The 14,997-nt window shown below is 39.6% G+C and carries 19 protein-coding genes; 12 read left to right on the top strand and 7 right to left on the bottom strand.

From position 1 onward, the window contains the following. Window positions 1-52: 52 nt before the first annotated feature. Window positions 53-574 carry a nuclear transport factor 2 family protein gene (locus tag J0654_RS07085; RefSeq protein ID WP_207027147.1) on the bottom strand — a complete coding sequence of 174 codons (522 nt, stop codon included), beginning with the start codon at window positions 572-574 and terminating at the stop codon, window positions 53-55. Between the two features lie 610 nt (window positions 575-1,184). On the opposite strand from J0654_RS07085, the gene J0654_RS07080 reads away from it, so the two are divergent. From J0654_RS07080 to J0654_RS07050, 7 genes are all read left to right on the top strand, one after another. Continuing rightward, the gene (locus J0654_RS07080) at window positions 1,185-1,808 is read left to right on the top strand and encodes a tetratricopeptide repeat protein (protein WP_207027145.1); all 624 of its coding nucleotides are present in this window, start codon (window positions 1,185-1,187) and stop codon (window positions 1,806-1,808) included. Window positions 1,809-1,814: 6 nt separating this feature from the next. Beyond that, the gene (locus tag J0654_RS07075; RefSeq protein ID WP_207027143.1) at window positions 1,815-3,143 is read left to right on the top strand and encodes a 2TM domain-containing protein; all 1,329 of its coding nucleotides are present in this window, start codon (window positions 1,815-1,817) and stop codon (window positions 3,141-3,143) included. Window positions 3,144-3,360: 217 nt separating this feature from the next. Next, window positions 3,361-3,639 carry a 2TM domain-containing protein gene (locus J0654_RS07070; RefSeq protein WP_207027141.1) on the top strand — a complete coding sequence of 93 codons (279 nt, stop codon included), beginning with the start codon at window positions 3,361-3,363 and terminating at the stop codon, window positions 3,637-3,639. A gap of 44 nt (window positions 3,640-3,683) precedes the next feature. Then, window positions 3,684-3,986 carry a 2TM domain-containing protein gene (locus J0654_RS07065; RefSeq protein ID WP_237685900.1) on the top strand — a complete coding sequence of 101 codons (303 nt, stop codon included), beginning with the start codon at window positions 3,684-3,686 and terminating at the stop codon, window positions 3,984-3,986. Window positions 3,987-3,988: 2 nt separating this feature from the next. Beyond that, window positions 3,989-4,309, top strand: a complete 321-nt coding sequence (locus J0654_RS07060) for a 2TM domain-containing protein (protein ID WP_207027137.1) — start codon at window positions 3,989-3,991, stop codon at window positions 4,307-4,309. Then, window positions 4,296-4,631: a 2TM domain-containing protein gene (locus J0654_RS07055; RefSeq protein WP_207027134.1), complete on the top strand. Its 336-nt coding sequence runs from the start codon at window positions 4,296-4,298 to the stop codon at window positions 4,629-4,631. Before J0654_RS07060 ends, J0654_RS07055 begins: the two co-directional genes overlap by 14 nt. A gap of 64 nt (window positions 4,632-4,695) precedes the next feature. Continuing rightward, window positions 4,696-5,451, top strand: coding sequence for a LytR/AlgR family response regulator transcription factor (locus J0654_RS07050; RefSeq protein WP_207027132.1), 756 nt, complete (start codon window positions 4,696-4,698; stop codon window positions 5,449-5,451). Window positions 5,452-5,540: 89 nt separating this feature from the next. Here J0654_RS07050 and J0654_RS07045 read toward each other — a convergent pair whose 3' ends face one another. Beyond that, window positions 5,541-6,731: an LETM1-related biofilm-associated protein gene (locus J0654_RS07045; protein ID WP_207027130.1), complete on the bottom strand. Its 1,191-nt coding sequence runs from the start codon at window positions 6,729-6,731 to the stop codon at window positions 5,541-5,543. A 166-nt stretch (window positions 6,732-6,897) separates the two neighbouring features. On the opposite strand from J0654_RS07045, the gene J0654_RS07040 reads away from it, so the two are divergent. The 3 genes from J0654_RS07040 to J0654_RS07030 all read left to right on the top strand — a co-directional run bounded on the left by J0654_RS07040 (window position 6,898) and on the right by J0654_RS07030 (window position 9,698). Beyond that, window positions 6,898-7,590 carry a DUF4331 family protein gene (locus J0654_RS07040; RefSeq protein ID WP_207027128.1) on the top strand — a complete coding sequence of 231 codons (693 nt, stop codon included), beginning with the start codon at window positions 6,898-6,900 and terminating at the stop codon, window positions 7,588-7,590. 19 nt (window positions 7,591-7,609) lie between these two features. Continuing rightward, complete coding sequence (locus tag J0654_RS07035; protein WP_207027127.1) at window positions 7,610-8,338, top strand: DUF4331 family protein; 729 nt, start codon at window positions 7,610-7,612, stop codon at window positions 8,336-8,338. Window positions 8,339-8,408: 70 nt separating this feature from the next. Next, window positions 8,409-9,698: a tetratricopeptide repeat protein gene (locus tag J0654_RS07030; RefSeq protein WP_207027125.1), complete on the top strand. Its 1,290-nt coding sequence runs from the start codon at window positions 8,409-8,411 to the stop codon at window positions 9,696-9,698. 90 nt (window positions 9,699-9,788) lie between these two features. Here the strand turns inward: J0654_RS07030 and J0654_RS07025 are convergent, their stop codons facing one another. Then, the gene (locus tag J0654_RS07025) at window positions 9,789-10,328 is read right to left on the bottom strand and encodes a mechanosensitive ion channel family protein (protein ID WP_207027123.1); all 540 of its coding nucleotides are present in this window, start codon (window positions 10,326-10,328) and stop codon (window positions 9,789-9,791) included. Window positions 10,329-10,398: 70 nt separating this feature from the next. Between J0654_RS07025 and J0654_RS07020 the strand changes: the two genes are divergently transcribed. Both J0654_RS07020 and J0654_RS07015 read left to right on the top strand, forming a co-directional pair. After that, on the top strand, window positions 10,399-11,379 hold the full coding sequence (locus J0654_RS07020) for a CorA family divalent cation transporter (protein WP_207027121.1): 981 nt from the start codon (window positions 10,399-10,401) through the stop codon (window positions 11,377-11,379). A gap of 133 nt (window positions 11,380-11,512) precedes the next feature. Beyond that, window positions 11,513-12,160, top strand: coding sequence for an OmpW/AlkL family protein (locus tag J0654_RS07015; protein WP_237685899.1), 648 nt, complete (start codon window positions 11,513-11,515; stop codon window positions 12,158-12,160). A 77-nt stretch (window positions 12,161-12,237) separates the two neighbouring features. On the opposite strand, the gene J0654_RS07010 is transcribed toward J0654_RS07015, so the two are convergent. The 4 genes from J0654_RS07010 to J0654_RS06995 form a co-directional block, all read right to left on the bottom strand. Beyond that, window positions 12,238-13,035, bottom strand: coding sequence for an anti-sigma factor (locus tag J0654_RS07010; RefSeq protein WP_207028009.1), 798 nt, complete (start codon window positions 13,033-13,035; stop codon window positions 12,238-12,240). Between the two features lie 2 nt (window positions 13,036-13,037). Beyond that, window positions 13,038-13,565: an RNA polymerase sigma factor gene (locus J0654_RS07005; protein WP_207027119.1), complete on the bottom strand. Its 528-nt coding sequence runs from the start codon at window positions 13,563-13,565 to the stop codon at window positions 13,038-13,040. 75 nt (window positions 13,566-13,640) lie between these two features. Beyond that, entirely contained in the window at window positions 13,641-14,267 is a 627-nt protein-coding gene (locus J0654_RS07000) for a hypothetical protein (RefSeq protein ID WP_207027117.1), read from the bottom strand. A 102-nt stretch (window positions 14,268-14,369) separates the two neighbouring features. Further along, complete coding sequence (locus tag J0654_RS06995) at window positions 14,370-14,957, bottom strand: superoxide dismutase family protein (protein ID WP_207027116.1); 588 nt, start codon at window positions 14,955-14,957, stop codon at window positions 14,370-14,372. Between the last annotated feature and the right edge of the window lie 40 nt (window positions 14,958-14,997).

The following is a 14,997-nucleotide window of genomic DNA, read 5'->3' as shown; positions in this document are numbered from 1 at the left end:
AGGCCCTGAATTGGGCCTATTTTAGTTATTAAAGCTGTTATGTTGGACATAATTACTTCATTGGTTCCATTTCTTCCTCGGCCTTTTTGGCTTCCATTTCAATTTTCTGCAGCTCCATCATAACTTCTGATGGGTCCCAATAACCATATTCCCTTACAATTTTGCCATCCACAAATCGATAGGTCAAATGAACGGGGATATCTATTTCCTTGTTGTTGGCGGCTAAGGTTCCTTTCCAATCCAACCAACAATTTACCCATGTTTCACCATCATCGGTGACGACCATTTCATATTCTGAGTTCTCGTTTTGAAAGCTCCTGGACGAATAATTTGCATCAGTTTGTTTATGATAATCCATGGCTTCGCTGGCAGACATTGGATTTTTACTGACATTGTAAAACGTTTTTGAGGTATCTGCATACATGCTTGTATCGAATGTTTTATTGTTGTAGTTCGATATCAATTGTTTTACTATATCAATTTCTGGTGAGTCCTGCGTATATCGAATAGGACCTTGTTGGCAAGCACTGAATGCAAGTACTGCCAATGCGCTTAGGAAAAGGATTTTTTTCATTGTTTTTGTGTTATGGTTAATTATTTATAGTGAAAAGCTCGATTCATGTATGGCCAAAATTGAGATTTAGGTACACCTAACGTCAGGGTTTTTAGCACCTTGATCAATGATTACAATTGTTGACTTAAAATAATTATAGGGTAATTGGGGGAATACAACTTGCTTTTTCCTATCGTCAAAACACAAATTTCAGAAACAAGTAAAGGTCTTATTTAACTGGGAAACTATTGTTGGAATGTAAAGGAAAATTTACTTTGCAAGACCAACTATTAAATATAATAAAAATCTGTAAATGAGTACCTTAAAACGAATTCTATTTGTAAAAGAAGTGTAAATCAGAATGATTTTCCTACAGAAACACTTCTTGTCTTTCCATTATTGTAATAGTAAGACCGCGGTTTATGGGGTTTACTTGCGCCGTTTATTAAATATTCAACTTCAAAAAGAAGAAATTTTAAAACTTGAATCTAGGTTATTTTGTTCTCTTTTGAAGGGATTCCCGATACAAACTACAACCCAGCACCAATTTTTTACAGTTCGGTAATCCTTCTTTCAAAATTGACTGTCATCAATTCATCTTTGTGATATCAATAATCATAAAACAACAGTCATGAAAAAACTGATTTTAGTATTTGTACTCTTGGGAACAGTACTTATGAATGCACAGGAACGTTATGTGAAGGGAATGGAAAAGGCTTTTGAGCTATGGCAAGGCCAAAAGACAATGGAGGCATCCCATATGTTTGAGCGTATAGCTACGGCAGAGCCCGATAAATGGCTACCGTACTATTATGTTTCGCAGATCAACACCGTCGTATCATTTGGAGAAAAGGACGAGGGCAAACTGAGGGAACAACTGGAAAAAGCCAGGGAATTTTTGGATGTCGCTAAGGCCATTTCACCGAACAACCCGGAACTTTTAATTCAAGAAGCACTCATTAACACCGCTTGGATTGCTTTTGACGGGGCAACCTATGGTATGACCCTTTCTCCAAAGAATGCACAATTGTACCAAAAAGCCATGGAGTTGTCACCCAACAACCCAAGGGTAATTCTATCTAAAGCGGAGTGGGATATGGGGTCTGCCCGGTACTTTGGTAAGGATACCGCTCCATATTGCCAAGATGTGGAAAGGGCGTTGGAACTTTTTGCTACCTTTAAATCCGAAACACCATTTTATCCGACTTGGGGCGAAGAGAGAGCAAAAGAGATATTGGAAAGCTGTGGTAACTAAGAAATGATGAAACTCCTGATAAGAGAAGTTTTTAGGGCATTGCTGATAGGGGTGGCTATTTTTATAGTGTCCCTAATTATCTACTTTGTTAACGGTTGGGAATTCACTTTTCAGGAACTGTCCAAGGATTTTTGGGAAACCCTTGTGTTTTCCACGATAATCTACCTCTGTAATGCCGCTTCTTTTATTATGCTCATGCGGAAATACGACAAAGAGCTGTTTACCCGCAAATACATTGGTTATGGTATCATTGGAAATATCGTGGCATCCATTATCGGAATCTTTTTGGCACGGTTTGTCTTAAAGGTATGGATATATCAAGTAAGCTTTGGTACTTTTATTTCGGATGAAACCCCACGGGATTATTACTCCTCCTTTTTTATTGCCATGATAGTGGCCCTGTTGTTCTATGCGGCGTACTACTACAAGTTTTACAAGGAAAAGCAGGTTAAGGAGCAAAAAATAATTGCAGGTTCGGCTTCGGCCCGGTTCGATGCCTTAAAAAACCAATTGGACCCTCATTTTTTGTTCAACAGTCTTAATGTTTTGACGAGTTTGATCGATGAAGACCCACATCAAGCTCAAAATTTTACCACCTCGTTATCCAAAGTATATAGATATGTGCTAGAGCAGAAAAACAAGGACCTGGTTACTGTAGATGAGGAATTGAAGTTTGCCCGAACTTACGTGAGACTTCTTAAAATGCGTTTTGAAGATAGTATCATTTTCGATATTCCCGATCATTGTTCCCAGCCCGAAGCTAAAATAGTGCCCCTGTCGCTGCAGCTTTTATTGGAAAATGCGGTAAAGCACAATGTGGTCACATCTTCCCGACCATTGCACATTAGAGTTTTCGAAAAGAACGATATGTTGGTGGTGAGCAATAACCTACAGGAAAAACAAGTGGTGAAAAAGAGTAGTGGGGTAGGGCTGCAGAATATAAAACAGCGGTATAATATTTTAACCGACCGCGAAATGGTAATTGAAAAAACGGAAAAAGATTTTAGTGTTTTAATACCTATGCTTACCCAAAAATACACGGTTCTGGAGACTCAGGAGAGTTACATTGAGGAGAAACGCTACGCGAATGCCAAGGAGCGGGTCAAAAACATTAAGGACTTCTACGGCAATCTTATGGCCTATTGCATTGTCATCCCTTTTTTATGGTGGCTCAATTTCCGCACAACGGACTTTTTATGGGCATTTTTTCCAACCATAGGCTGGGGATTTGGCCTAACCGCACATGGTATGGCTGCTTTTGGTTATAATCCATTATGGGGCAAACGTTGGGAGGAACGTAAGATCAGGGAGCTCATGGATAAGGACGATTTCTAGAACCAAATTTCCTCCCTTTACCCATCACCCATCACCCTTAACCCATCACCCATCACCCTTAACCCTTAACCCTTAACCCTTAACCCTTAACCCTTAACCCTTAACCCTCCACTCACAATTCATCCTAAAAAAATTACAGTTCGGGAATTCGTTTTTCAATTTGCCTATAAGTATGGAGATATTTGACCTATAATCAATTATAAAAAACGAACAGATCATGGAAAACTTAGAAGAACAACGTTATATAAGAGCTAAGGAAAGAGTTGGGCATATTAAATCTTTTTATTGTAACCTAACGGCTTATTGTGTAGTGATTCCATTGCTTGCGTACCTCAATTTTAGAACCACCGATTTTCTTTGGGTATTTTTTCCGGCCATCGGGTGGGGCCTTGGACTGTTAGGACATTGGATGACAGCTTACGGGCAGAACCCTATTTTTGGAAAGGAGTGGGAAGAACGTAAGGTTCAGGAACTTATGAATGATAAAGAATTTTAATAATGAGTACTTTTAACTATAACATCACATCAAACAACAATACCATGGAATCTTCAGATAAAGAGAGTAAATACATACGGGCCAAGGAGCATGTGGAGGAACTCAAAAAATTTTATGGGAACCTAACTTCCTATGTCCTGGTAATTTCAGGATTGGCCCTTATCAACTATTTTACCAACCATTTTGTGTATGCTTGGTTCTTGTGGGCTGCTTTTGGTTGGGGTATCGGAATTATTTTCCATGCGGTCAAAACATTTGACCTAAACCCGTTTTTCGGAAAGAATTGGGAAAAACGCAAAATCGAGGAGATTATGCGGGATGACGAACAGAACAATAAATGGAAATAATCATGAAAAACTTTAATAAAGAAAAGTACGACAGGGCTAAAAAAAGAGTGGACGAACTCAAGGGCTTTTATATTCATTTGACCATTTATTTGGTGATAAACACCTTTATTTTGATCAATATTTATCTTAATACGGATAGTTTTTGGCAATGGGAACATTTTATCACATTGATGGCCTGGGGCATTGGATTGTTGTTCCATGCTTCAAAAACCTTTGGATTCAACCCGCTGTTGGGCAAGGACTGGGAAGAGCGCCAGATTCAAAAGTATATTGACGAGGATAAAGAGGAAATGAACAAGTTCAAAAAGGATGGAGACAAATAGAAACCTGCTGAGGAGAAATGCTGAAAAGCGAGTTAAAGAACTCAAAGGATATTATAGTCACATCATAATTTTTGTAATCGTAAACGGTATGCTTTACCTCTTAAAAACGGGAGTTTTGAACTCCTTGTTGCCAGAAGCATTTCCAAAGGAACCTTATTATTACGACTGGATCAATGCCAATATTTTGATTTGGGGTGTGATTTTGTTGGTGCATACCTTGATCTTATTTAGGCATAAATTCACTTTCTTTAAAAAATGGGAGGAGCGCCAAATTCAAAAATACATGGATGAGGATAGAGGTAAGGTGGATAAATATAAATAGATACCAAAAAAAATAACCGACTTTTTACCTTTAAGCACTAAACCAAAACACAAACCAAACCCATATGAATGTCCTGATCATTGAAGACGAAAAACCAGCAGCAAGACGGTTGTCCAGATTGCTTGTGGAATTGGAAATTGAAGTTTCCACCATGCTTCATTCGGTTGAAGAATCCATAGTCTGGTTCAAAGAAAATCAGCACCCCGATTTAATCTTTTTGGACATCCAATTATCGGATGGTCTTTCCTTTGAAATTTTTGATGAGGTCGATGTAAAAAGCGCCATCATTTTCACCACTGCTTATGACGAATATGCACTGCAAGCTTTTAAGCTGAATAGCATAGATTATTTACTAAAACCCATTGAAGAAGAAGAGCTGGAAAGTGCAGTAAAAAAGTATCGGAATTTTAAGCCTGAAAACCGAAAAATCCCCATTGATTTTAACGACATAAAAAAGCTTCTGGTAAACCCTTTGGAACGGGATTACAAAAAACGATTTACAGCTAGGGTAGGGCAACATTTAAAAATTATAAATGCGGACGAGGTAGAATGTTTTTATAGTGAAAACAAAGGAACCTATGCTGCAACTTCCGATGGTAGAAATTATTTGTTGGACACCACTTTGGAACAGTTGGAAGAGGAATTGGAGCCTCAGACATTTTTTAGGGTAAGCCGAAAGTTCTACGTGAACATCAACCATATAGGAGATATCATTTCATACACGAATTCAAGGCTTCAAATTAAACTGAACCGTTTTAACGAGCACGAAGTCATTGTAAGTAGGGAACGTGTCAGGGACTTTAAGCTATGGTTAGAGTAATCAGTTTTAAAAAACTGAATTCCATATTTTTAGGTAAATTAAAAAACCTACTATAAGTTTTATTTATAGTGAGTTTTTTGATCCAAAAACTAATTTTCTTCCACCCGATTGTCATCAAAAGCCGAGGGTAGTAGTTTAGGTATCAATTTAATAAAAATTGGAAGAAGGATAGCTCCGCCGGGCAACATAAAAATTGCCAAAGAAGGAATACTTTTAAAAATATCCAACAACTGATTCTGAACTTTTTTCTTTTCTTCGGCACTTAAATCCTTAACGGTTGACTTGGATAAAAGCGCAACTAATTCTCTACTTTCTGTAAGTTCTCTTTTCAACCTTTTACTATTTCTGAGAATAAGTTTACTAACATTTTTTGACATGCCATCGTAGAACTGCACAGCTAAATTTTTGTTGCTTAAATAGGCTATTTTATGCTTATTTTTTTCGAAGAAATTTTCTACGAATTCGAGTTCCGATCTCACCTCCTTTTTTGTCTTCCCGAGGTCGTTTCCCAAACCAAAAATATAGTCGGTTTCTGTGTAGTCCAAAGTCTTATCTTCCCATATGGTCAAGCACGCCATATCCAAAAAATAATCCTTCTCGTTTTCAGTAAAATTTTGGGTCAATAAATCGGAATAATTGCCATCAAATTTTGCCTCATCCAGATTTACATAGGTTAACGAAGATCCCAACAATTGAATCAATTTTGCATCCGATTCATGGGTCTCTTTGGAGTTCAGTGCGTGGTATACAATATTAATGGTTACATACTCCAAAAGTTGGGCATGTTCCATGACATTTTTTTTACCTCTCAGGTATATTATAAATATGAGTATGTCAACATAAAGCAGCGAATTGGTTAAGCTATTTCCAAGAGCTTTACTGAAAGTGTTATCGCTTAAATAAATTCTGGAATCTATAAGTTTCTCCAACTGAGATTCCGTTTTCGAACCAGTCAATATTTTATTCAAAAAGGAAATCCGACTGACATCCAAAGATTGGTAATACTCAAAAACCTTATTGACAAATGCATCAAAATCCGTCTTTCCAACTTCAAAGGTATAGGTGAAATATAGGGCAGTAAGAAGGTTGATCTTGGCAATTTCATCCTCACTAAGCGTATGCTCAACGGGTATAAACGATGGTATGTTCAAGTGAACACCATAAATAAAGCCATTTGCTTTGAGTTGCCTGTACAAGCTATTAAAGTCCTCAAAGTTTGAAGACTCTTGATCTACAAGGTGACCAAACTTGTTGATCCAACCGGAGGCAGAAGGGTTCATTTAAATGTATTAGATGCCAAAGTAAAACAATTTCTCCGACTTTGTTTTTGTGCCGAGTGAATCACTTGAATAAAATGTTGTTAAGACAATTTTAACATTTTAAAACCAAACCACCCCCTAAAAGGTTCCGTAGGTAGGGGTGAACGAAACTTAAAAAACAAGTAACATGAAAAAAACAACGAATTATCTATTAGGACTTGGAGCCTTGGTAATTGCAACCACCGTATTGGTCTCTGCAGACCATATAGATGCGCCCTCGTCGGCAGGAACTACTGCGGACATTGCCGATTTTTATGCTTTTGAACCCAGTGAGGGGTCAGACAACACCGTATTTGTGGTGGATCTTCAATCCGATGTTTTGCCAGATTTGGCGTATGGAACCTTTGACGAGGACGTACTTACCGAAATCAATATTGATTTGGATGGTGATTTGGTAGAGGATCAAGTAATCCAAGCTATTGCGAGAGATGGTAGGATGTACTTTTTTGGACCGATGACGCCTTCGCAAACAGGCTTGAGTAGCGAAGTATATACAGATGCTGCTTTGGGCGATGTGGAGATTTCCGGCGCTACCGCAATTGTGGAAACAACGTCGGATGGCGTATCCCTATTTGCTGGACCACGACAAGACCCGTTCTTTTTCGATTTTTTCCAGTTCAATGCTGTGATTTCCCCTGAGTTGGATTCTGCACCAAAAGGGTTTTTGCCCCCAGAGGAGGCTGCGGACACCTTTGATGGTGCCAATACCCTTTCCATTGTAGTGGAAATTCCAAATAGCATGTTGGGGACGCCTACTGCCACTAATGCCCTTGGTCTATCAGTTTATAAGACTTGGGTGACAACAAACAGAAAACAATAAGAAACTTAAAAACGATATTATGAAACTAAGACAATCAATATATATAACAGCTCTAGTGTTAAGCTTTGGCCTAGTAGTTAGCTGTAGCGATGATGACAACGGAACCTACATGGACGATGATATGATGATGGATGACGACATGATGGACGATGATATGATGGGGGTTGATTTTACTGGGACATATGCCCAGGTAGACCACCTAGGTCGTCCGGGAATCAATACCACCTTAAGTTATGATATGGAAGGTGAAGCCAGTATTAAAGATGCGCACAATACTACGATTCCTTCGGAAATGAGCGCAGCGTTTCAAATGGGGTTCCAGGCTAGATTGGAGCAATACCACGATGTATATGCTCTAAAACTGGGATTGAATCCGGAAGATGTTGACTACGAAAACAATATTCTAGGATTGGATGCCGCAACCCTGACAACGGTTTTGGCCGCGGATGTTTTGGAAGTTGCCCCAGATCTGCCCACTACATACTTTGATCCTGGAACCGACCTTGATAATGATGGTAACGTGCTGGTTCCGGATGGTGACGAAGTGGCCCTTACCGGAAGGCACCCTAATGATGATATTATAGATGTTTCCCTAATTCTATTTTTCGGGGGAATGGAAGGCGACAGGTTTAGTGGTCAGGACCTGGATGATGATGGAATGGCCGATTTGCCACGACTGACATCTGATGGTGTTGGGCTTACGGCCAATATTTCGACTGCATTTCCCTATTTGGGAGCACCCGAGTAATTAATTGCTATGAAAGGGACGGGGGAGGGAAATCTTCCTTCCCCTTTTTTTAATCTAATACAACAACAAGATGAAAACAACAATACAATATATCTTTTTACCAATAGCCCTATTGTTTTTGGCATCGTGTCAGCAAAAGGGAAATGAATTTAAAACAGATAAAGAGGATTACGATCGTTTTCTCGCATCAGCACCAGTAAAACCGACTTCAAAATATTTTAACCTTTGGAATGGCAAAATCAAATCCGATAGTACCCAATTGCTCAGCTTGGGGAATGTTGCCAGTGAGTACGCCCGTTTTTTTAAGGCGACAGGTGATATCCAATATTTAAAGGATGCTGAACAATCCCTGAAAAAGGCAGTGGAAATCGCTGCGGTGGGAAAATCCGGATACCTGAGGGCATTGGCCAGAAATTACATTTCGCAACATAGGTTTAAAGAAGCTTTGGTCTTAGCAAAAGAGGCAAGAGCTTTGGGAAGTGGAGAAAAAGAAACCCAGAGTTTACTTTTTGACCTTCATATGGAACTGGGAAATTACGATTTGGCAAATCAATACTTGGACAGTATCCAGAATATGTCCGACTTTGGTTATTTGATTCGTGTTGCAAAATGGAACGACCATAAAGGGGACTTGGACACCGCTATCCAATTTATGGAAAAGGCCATGGCTAAGGCCGAATCCTCCAAAAATAAAAACCTGTTGTTATGGTCCTATACCAACCTAGCTGATTTTTATGGTCATGCTGGGCGTATTGAAGACTCTTATAAATTATACCTGAGAGCACTGCAAATAGACCCTCAAAATGCATACGCCAAAAAGGGGATTGCATGGATCGTGTACTCTTATGAGAGAAATGGCGAAGAAGCTCTCCGGATTTTGGACGCTATCATGCAAAAGAACAAGTCACCCGAATATTACCTGTTAAAAGCTGAAGTGGCTTCCTTTATAAATAATGATATACTACGTGTACAAGCGTTGGATGATTATTACAAAGTTGTTGCTAGCAACAAAAATTACGGAGACATGTACAATGCTTACAATGTGGATTTTCTGTTAAGTATGGAAGTTGAGCAAAAGGCCTTCGAGTTGGCACAGGAGGAGGTTCTAAATAGACCTACCCCAGAATCTTATGGCCTGTTTGCCTACAGTTTGCTTCATTTGGGTGAGAAACAAAAAGCGATGCAGGTTATAGAAGAACATGTGGTGAATGCCACTTATGAGCCTGCCATTCTTCAGCAAGCTGCCGAAATTTACAAGGCCAATGGAAAAAAGGACAGGGTCAGCGAATTAAAGAATGAACTATTGTCGGCTACTTACGAGCTTGGTCCCATTAAAGAGGCTCAAATAGCAGGTCTTTAGTTTCCCCCTCAAAAGTAAGGTTGATGATCCGGCTGGTCTCAGCTTGGTTGTTGTTTTTAGGTACGCCATGGTTTTACGCCATGGCGTTTTTTATTCTTTGGAGATATCTTGATCGGTGTCTGCTTTTTCCTCCTGCAAAATTTCAATTCCTTTTTGGATTACCAAATTGGTCGGTATGGTTATCCGCTTGCCGTCGTCTGTGCGCATGAAAAGATAAAACCCACTAATATCCTCTACTTTTCCGGTCCAATCAAAATCCTTGTCCATTACCCGTATTCTATCGCCCAAACGCAATGGGTGATTGAAAAACAGGATCACACTTGCCGTTAAATTGGAAAGGATGGACCATTGGGCTACAAACCCAACGCCCAAAATGGCCAAAATCGAAGAAATAAAAACCGAAAAATCCTTGAAATCAACGCCCCATATCAAAGAAATGCCGATAAATGCCAGTAGATAAAACAACACATTGCTCAAGTAAAAAATAACCTTTCTGCTGTTCATATCAATGGCGCTTGTTTTTCCGAAACGCCGAATAGCTCTTCTGCTCAGAGAATTCAGGGCAATAATAAAAGCCAAAAGTACAATGGTGGACAAAATCTCGTATCTAAAGGACATGGGGTCAATCATAACGCTTCTTAGTAAATTTGGATTAACTTATAGTTCTAAACTACGAATAAACCCTTTCATATTTTAAACCATGAAAACAGATTTTGAAGAAAATTCATGGGTGATCAACTATTCACCGGACAATTACTACAACAGAAAGTTCTCTTTGCAGGAAGATATGCAACTCTCCAAGGGAGACAAGTCCATTACTTGGGTAAACACCTATGGTTTGGATTATATGGAAGAGTTTAGGCAAATGGTGAACGGTAATGACCTTGACGACTTTTTGTTGCGCCTCCTCTTGAATCAAAAAATGGGAAACAAGGTCATTGTGTTGGAAGACCAGTTGTTCATCGCTGCCCGTATACTAAAAACCGAGCACCACAGTATGGAGTCGGAACAAATGTATTTTGTGGTTTCCAAAGATTTTAATTGGTGCATACAAGAAAAGTGGGGCGACCATTTTGATTGGATTCGCCAACGCATATTTGAAAATAAAGGTATTATTAGAAAAAAGCGTGCGGACTATCTGCTCTTTTTTATTCTGGAAACTTTGATTACCAATTACAAAGAGAAATACGAGGATACCGTAGTAATGGAAAATGCCCTGGATGCCATTGTAAAACGTGAACCCACACCAGAATTCATGTTCGAAGTGGAGCAGAAAAAAGCTTTGATCCAAGATTTTAAAAAAGCATCACATGGACTCAGGGATATTATTATAAAACTGGAAAGGGTAGAGGTAAAAGGGTTTCAGACCAAATACTTTAGCGAGCTCCGGGAGCAAATCAATGGTTTGATCGCGGATATTGACTCCGACATAATGGAATTGGAAAGCCAGATCAATCTGTTCTTTAGTGTACAGGGCCATCGCTTGAACGAAGTAATGAAGACCCTCACCATTTTCTCGGTGGTTTTTATTCCGCTCACATTTATGGCGGGCATTTATGGAATGAACTTCGAAAACATGCCCGAATTAAAATCGCATTACGGTTATTTTATACTGTTGGGCGTAATGCTCTTTGTAACCATCATCTCCATTATTATTTTTAAACGAAAAAAATGGTTCTAAAATTCTGATTTTATTGCCCTTATGATTGAATCATTCCAGGTGTGATTTTCCTGGGTTTTATCCAATGATAAACATCATATTCTTGAAAAAGGTCGCTCGGTAGATTTGTCTCATCAATTTTAAATAACATATGATGAGAAAAAGAATACTAGTAGCAGTATTGGCTGTAATGGGATTGACCAACTTGGCAATGGCCCAAGATGCTCCAGCTCACAACGATGGCAAATGGCAATTTAGATTGAGGGGAATTGTGATTTCTCCTGATGAGAGTGCCGATATCGAAGCCATAGGAGGGGATGTGGACATTTCAACCGCTGTTGTTCCAGAATTCGACATTACCTACTTTTTTGATGATAATTGGTCCTTGGAACTTATTTTGGGTACCGCCAAGCACGATGTTGAAGCTGTGGGTACCGATGTAGGTGATATTGATTTGGGCAGTGTATGGTTGTTACCGCCAACGCTTACGGCCCAGTATCATTTTACCGGGGGCGATTTTGTTCCATACCTCGGAGCCGGTCCAAACTTAACCCTATTCTACGGTGTTGATGAAGGTCCTGTAGCGGATGATGTTGAATATGACACTGCTGTTGGTTTTGCACTTCAGGGAGGTTTCGATTTTATGTTGAATGATAAATGGTTCTTGAACTTTGATGTGAAAAAATTATTCTTGAACACTACGGCCACAGTTGATGCAACAACCGCATTGGGGGCCACTGTGGATGCCGATGTAGACATCAACCCTTGGATCTTTGGGTTCGGCGTAGGTCTTAAACTTTAATATTCGATTGTTTTTTTAGGTAATCTAAGTGTTGAAGGCAGTTTGGTTTATCCAGCTGCCTTCTTTTTTGTCCTAATTTAGGCACCCACTGCACCCAAGGTGTACAATTGCTCCAATGTTGGTGTCTCACTACCACCTTCGGGCTCTAAAGTAATTCCGAATGCTTCCGATTCGTTGGCGTTTTCCAAGGTGAAGAGCTTGGTGTCTTGCGAAGCAAAATCATCCAACAAACCAATGCTGGTCGGAGTAAGCGGATCTAATTTTAAGGACCAAACTTGATACGTAAAACCATCGGGTGGTTCTGGCAGTCCTTTGGCATCAATAATTACTTTTTGCTCTTCTTTGTTCCAATAGGCTTTGGCATAGGATTCAGGGGACACGGTTTGTCCGCCAAGGGCGATGACCGTTACATCCTTATCCCTGATGTCCTCCAACAAACTCTCCGTAGTGGTTACTTCTTCCTGCGTTTCGGATAGTATGTCTTCCAAGCTTTGCTTTTCCTGATTGGTCAGCTCGATCTCGGATTTAAGTTTTGCATTTTCATTGTACATCCAGAACAACCCAACAGCCAGTAAAATGGATGCGGCCCAACCTAAATAATTGCCCCAGGTTGTCCTCTTGGTTTTGGAACCTTCGGGAGTAAATGGGATAACATCATCTATTTCGGCCTTTATTTTTGCAAAACCATCTTGCGGCATTTTGGGTGAAGCAGCTTTTGTAAGCTCAAGAACGGCTTTTTCGATTTCTTCAATTTCTTTCCTAATTTCCGGATACTGTATGGCATAATGTTGCACCTCAAGATTTTCTTCAGGAGATAGCGCTCCAGCAACGTAGAGTTCCAATTTTCCAGACGCTATGTATTCTTTCACATCTATGCTCATGCCATATTTTTTCTAATGTTGGAAATACAGCTTCTAATTCTTGTTTTTATGGTGCCAATGGGCGTATCCAGCTCCTTGGCAGCTTCTTTTTGGGTATAACCCTTAAAGTAAAGCATGTCAATTAGCAAAATACACTTTTCCTTGAGTCCTTTTAATAAGGATTGAAGTCCAATGGTGTCCATTTTGCTGTTTAAATCTTCGCCACTTTCAAAAATACTTACGAGAGAATCTACAGGAAGGTTCTTTTTTTGGTTTTTATGGGTTTTGGAGCGCACTTCATCGATAGCAGCATTCCTCGCAATGTTTAATATCCAAGTAAAAAAACGACCTTTCGAGGGGTCGTATTGGTCGGATTTCTCCCAAATTTTCACAAAAACATCCTGACAGATTTCTTCGGAGCGCTCCGAATCCTTGAGAATTACATTAATTGCCCCACAAATATTATCAGCGTACATATTGTACAAGCTTTCAAAAGCGACCGTATCCTTTTGCTGAAATTGTTGTATGAGGTTGTCCAGATGCATTGAAGTTGCTAAAATATATAAAAAAAGAGCTGCTCAAGGCTGCTCTTTTAATAAATCTTCGTTGGGAAAGTAATCTTATTCCTGTTCCAATAATACAGATCCTGTAATGGCAACGTCTTCCCACGTTTTGCTCACACCATCTGAACCTGTGTGCAAAATTTTACAAGCTTCGTTCAAAGAGGCTAAAGCATCCAGGGCATCCCATTGTTTTAAGTCCATTACTCCAGAGAAGTTCACATGGTTGTCTTCAGTGATTTCATATTCCATGGGAAGTTCGGTGGTTACGCCGTTCATACTTAATTGTACGGCACAACTTTTATCATCTTTAAGAGCAAAGGTTCCGGTAATGGATTGGGTCTCTGCCATTTTTTTAAAGAAAAACTCAATGATTTTCGGATCTCTTGTTCCTGTAGGGTCATTGGTGAAAAGGCTGCTCACCGGAATCGAAAACTTGAGACCGTTTAAGGTTTCCATTGGAGTTTCACCTGCAGTGTACGTTAGCTCAATATCCTGAAAAGTCCCCCCAACCGGAACTTTATCCGTGGTTTTATATGCAGTAAACCGAACATCGGTGGAGTCTTCTACAATACTATAGGTTGCAGTAGTGGTTTCCTCTGTTTTTTTCTCTTCCTTTTTTGTTTGCTTACAGCTAAAGGCGGCTACCAACATTAGTCCCAATGCGGCAATTTGAATATTTTTCATTTCGGATATTTTTAATTTAGGACTAAGTTAGGCATTATTCAAAGTGCTGTCAATAAAAAAAGCTGCCCATGGGACAGCTTTTTGTTTTTGATGTTTTAAATATTATTGAATGATGCCTGTACAAGCAATTCTTGTACCAGCGGCACCAGAAGGTTGTGATGTGTAATCGTCTGTTCCTTGATGCACGATTACAGCTTTTCCTAAAATATCTTTTTTCTCGTCGCCGCAGCCAATGCACCATTCATCCGTAGAAAATTCTACAGTGGCACTCCCATCTGCGTCTGCTGTGAAATTACCGATATCCCCTTTGTGATAACCATCTTCGGAGCCCCATTTTCCGTGAGGTTCATGGGTCGGGTTCCAGTGTCCTCCTGTTGATTTTCCATCGGGAGAGGAGCAATCGGCCTTTTCGTGCAGGTGAATGGCATGCTCACCTTCATCGAGTCCTAAAAAGGTTGCTCTCATGATTACTTCGCCACCGTCTTGGGTGAACATAACTTCACCACTTACATTACTGTCGCTTTTGGGCTCCATTTCAAAAGTAATGACTTCGGGGTCAATTTTTTCTGCAACTTGTTCAACCGTTTCTTCAACCTCCTCAGTTGTTTCTTCGGCTTCCTTTTTTGCTTGTTTACAGCTAAAAGCTGTTATAAATAGTAGCGCCAACGCTGTTATTTGTACTTTTTTCATTAAAAATGATTTTTTTTAAGATTAGCTCATAAGTTAGGGA

The sequence above is a fragment of the Flagellimonas profundi genome (assembly GCF_017313275.1).
In the GTDB taxonomy this organism is placed as follows: domain Bacteria; phylum Bacteroidota; class Bacteroidia; order Flavobacteriales; family Flavobacteriaceae; genus Flagellimonas; species Flagellimonas profundi.
Note: the sequence above shows the minus strand (reverse complement) of the source record. Positions and strands in the feature narration are given on the sequence as shown.

What these genes read in the sequence shown, in the direction of transcription:
- J0654_RS07035 (WP_207027127.1), top strand. Translation starts at nt 7,610, where the DNA reads ATGAAACTAAGACAATCAATATATATAACAGCTCTAGTGTTAAGCTTT.
- J0654_RS07030 (WP_207027125.1), top strand. Translation starts at nt 8,409, where the DNA reads ATGAAAACAACAATACAATATATCTTTTTACCAATAGCCCTATTGTTT.
- J0654_RS07040 (WP_207027128.1), top strand. Translation starts at nt 6,898, where the DNA reads ATGAAAAAAACAACGAATTATCTATTAGGACTTGGAGCCTTGGTAATT.
- J0654_RS07015 (WP_237685899.1), top strand. Translation starts at nt 11,513, where the DNA reads ATGAGAAAAAGAATACTAGTAGCAGTATTGGCTGTAATGGGATTGACC.
- J0654_RS07070 (WP_207027141.1), top strand. Translation starts at nt 3,361, where the DNA reads ATGGAAAACTTAGAAGAACAACGTTATATAAGAGCTAAGGAAAGAGTT.
- J0654_RS07025 (WP_207027123.1), bottom strand. Translation starts at nt 10,328, where the DNA reads ATGATTGACCCCATGTCCTTTAGATACGAGATTTTGTCCACCATTGTA.
- J0654_RS07085 (WP_207027147.1), bottom strand. Translation starts at nt 574, where the DNA reads ATGAAAAAAATCCTTTTCCTAAGCGCATTGGCAGTACTTGCATTCAGT.
- J0654_RS06995 (WP_207027116.1), bottom strand. Translation starts at nt 14,957, where the DNA reads ATGAAAAAAGTACAAATAACAGCGTTGGCGCTACTATTTATAACAGCT.
- J0654_RS07005 (WP_207027119.1), bottom strand. Translation starts at nt 13,565, where the DNA reads ATGCATCTGGACAACCTCATACAACAATTTCAGCAAAAGGATACGGTC.
- J0654_RS07050 (WP_207027132.1), top strand. Translation starts at nt 4,696, where the DNA reads ATGAATGTCCTGATCATTGAAGACGAAAAACCAGCAGCAAGACGGTTG.
- J0654_RS07000 (WP_207027117.1), bottom strand. Translation starts at nt 14,267, where the DNA reads ATGAAAAATATTCAAATTGCCGCATTGGGACTAATGTTGGTAGCCGCC.
- J0654_RS07065 (WP_237685900.1), top strand. Translation starts at nt 3,684, where the DNA reads ATGGAATCTTCAGATAAAGAGAGTAAATACATACGGGCCAAGGAGCAT.
- J0654_RS07075 (WP_207027143.1), top strand. Translation starts at nt 1,815, where the DNA reads ATGAAACTCCTGATAAGAGAAGTTTTTAGGGCATTGCTGATAGGGGTG.
- J0654_RS07055 (WP_207027134.1), top strand. Translation starts at nt 4,296, where the DNA reads ATGGAGACAAATAGAAACCTGCTGAGGAGAAATGCTGAAAAGCGAGTT.
- J0654_RS07045 (WP_207027130.1), bottom strand. Translation starts at nt 6,731, where the DNA reads ATGAACCCTTCTGCCTCCGGTTGGATCAACAAGTTTGGTCACCTTGTA.
- J0654_RS07060 (WP_207027137.1), top strand. Translation starts at nt 3,989, where the DNA reads ATGAAAAACTTTAATAAAGAAAAGTACGACAGGGCTAAAAAAAGAGTG.
- J0654_RS07080 (WP_207027145.1), top strand. Translation starts at nt 1,185, where the DNA reads ATGAAAAAACTGATTTTAGTATTTGTACTCTTGGGAACAGTACTTATG.
- J0654_RS07020 (WP_207027121.1), top strand. Translation starts at nt 10,399, where the DNA reads ATGAAAACAGATTTTGAAGAAAATTCATGGGTGATCAACTATTCACCG.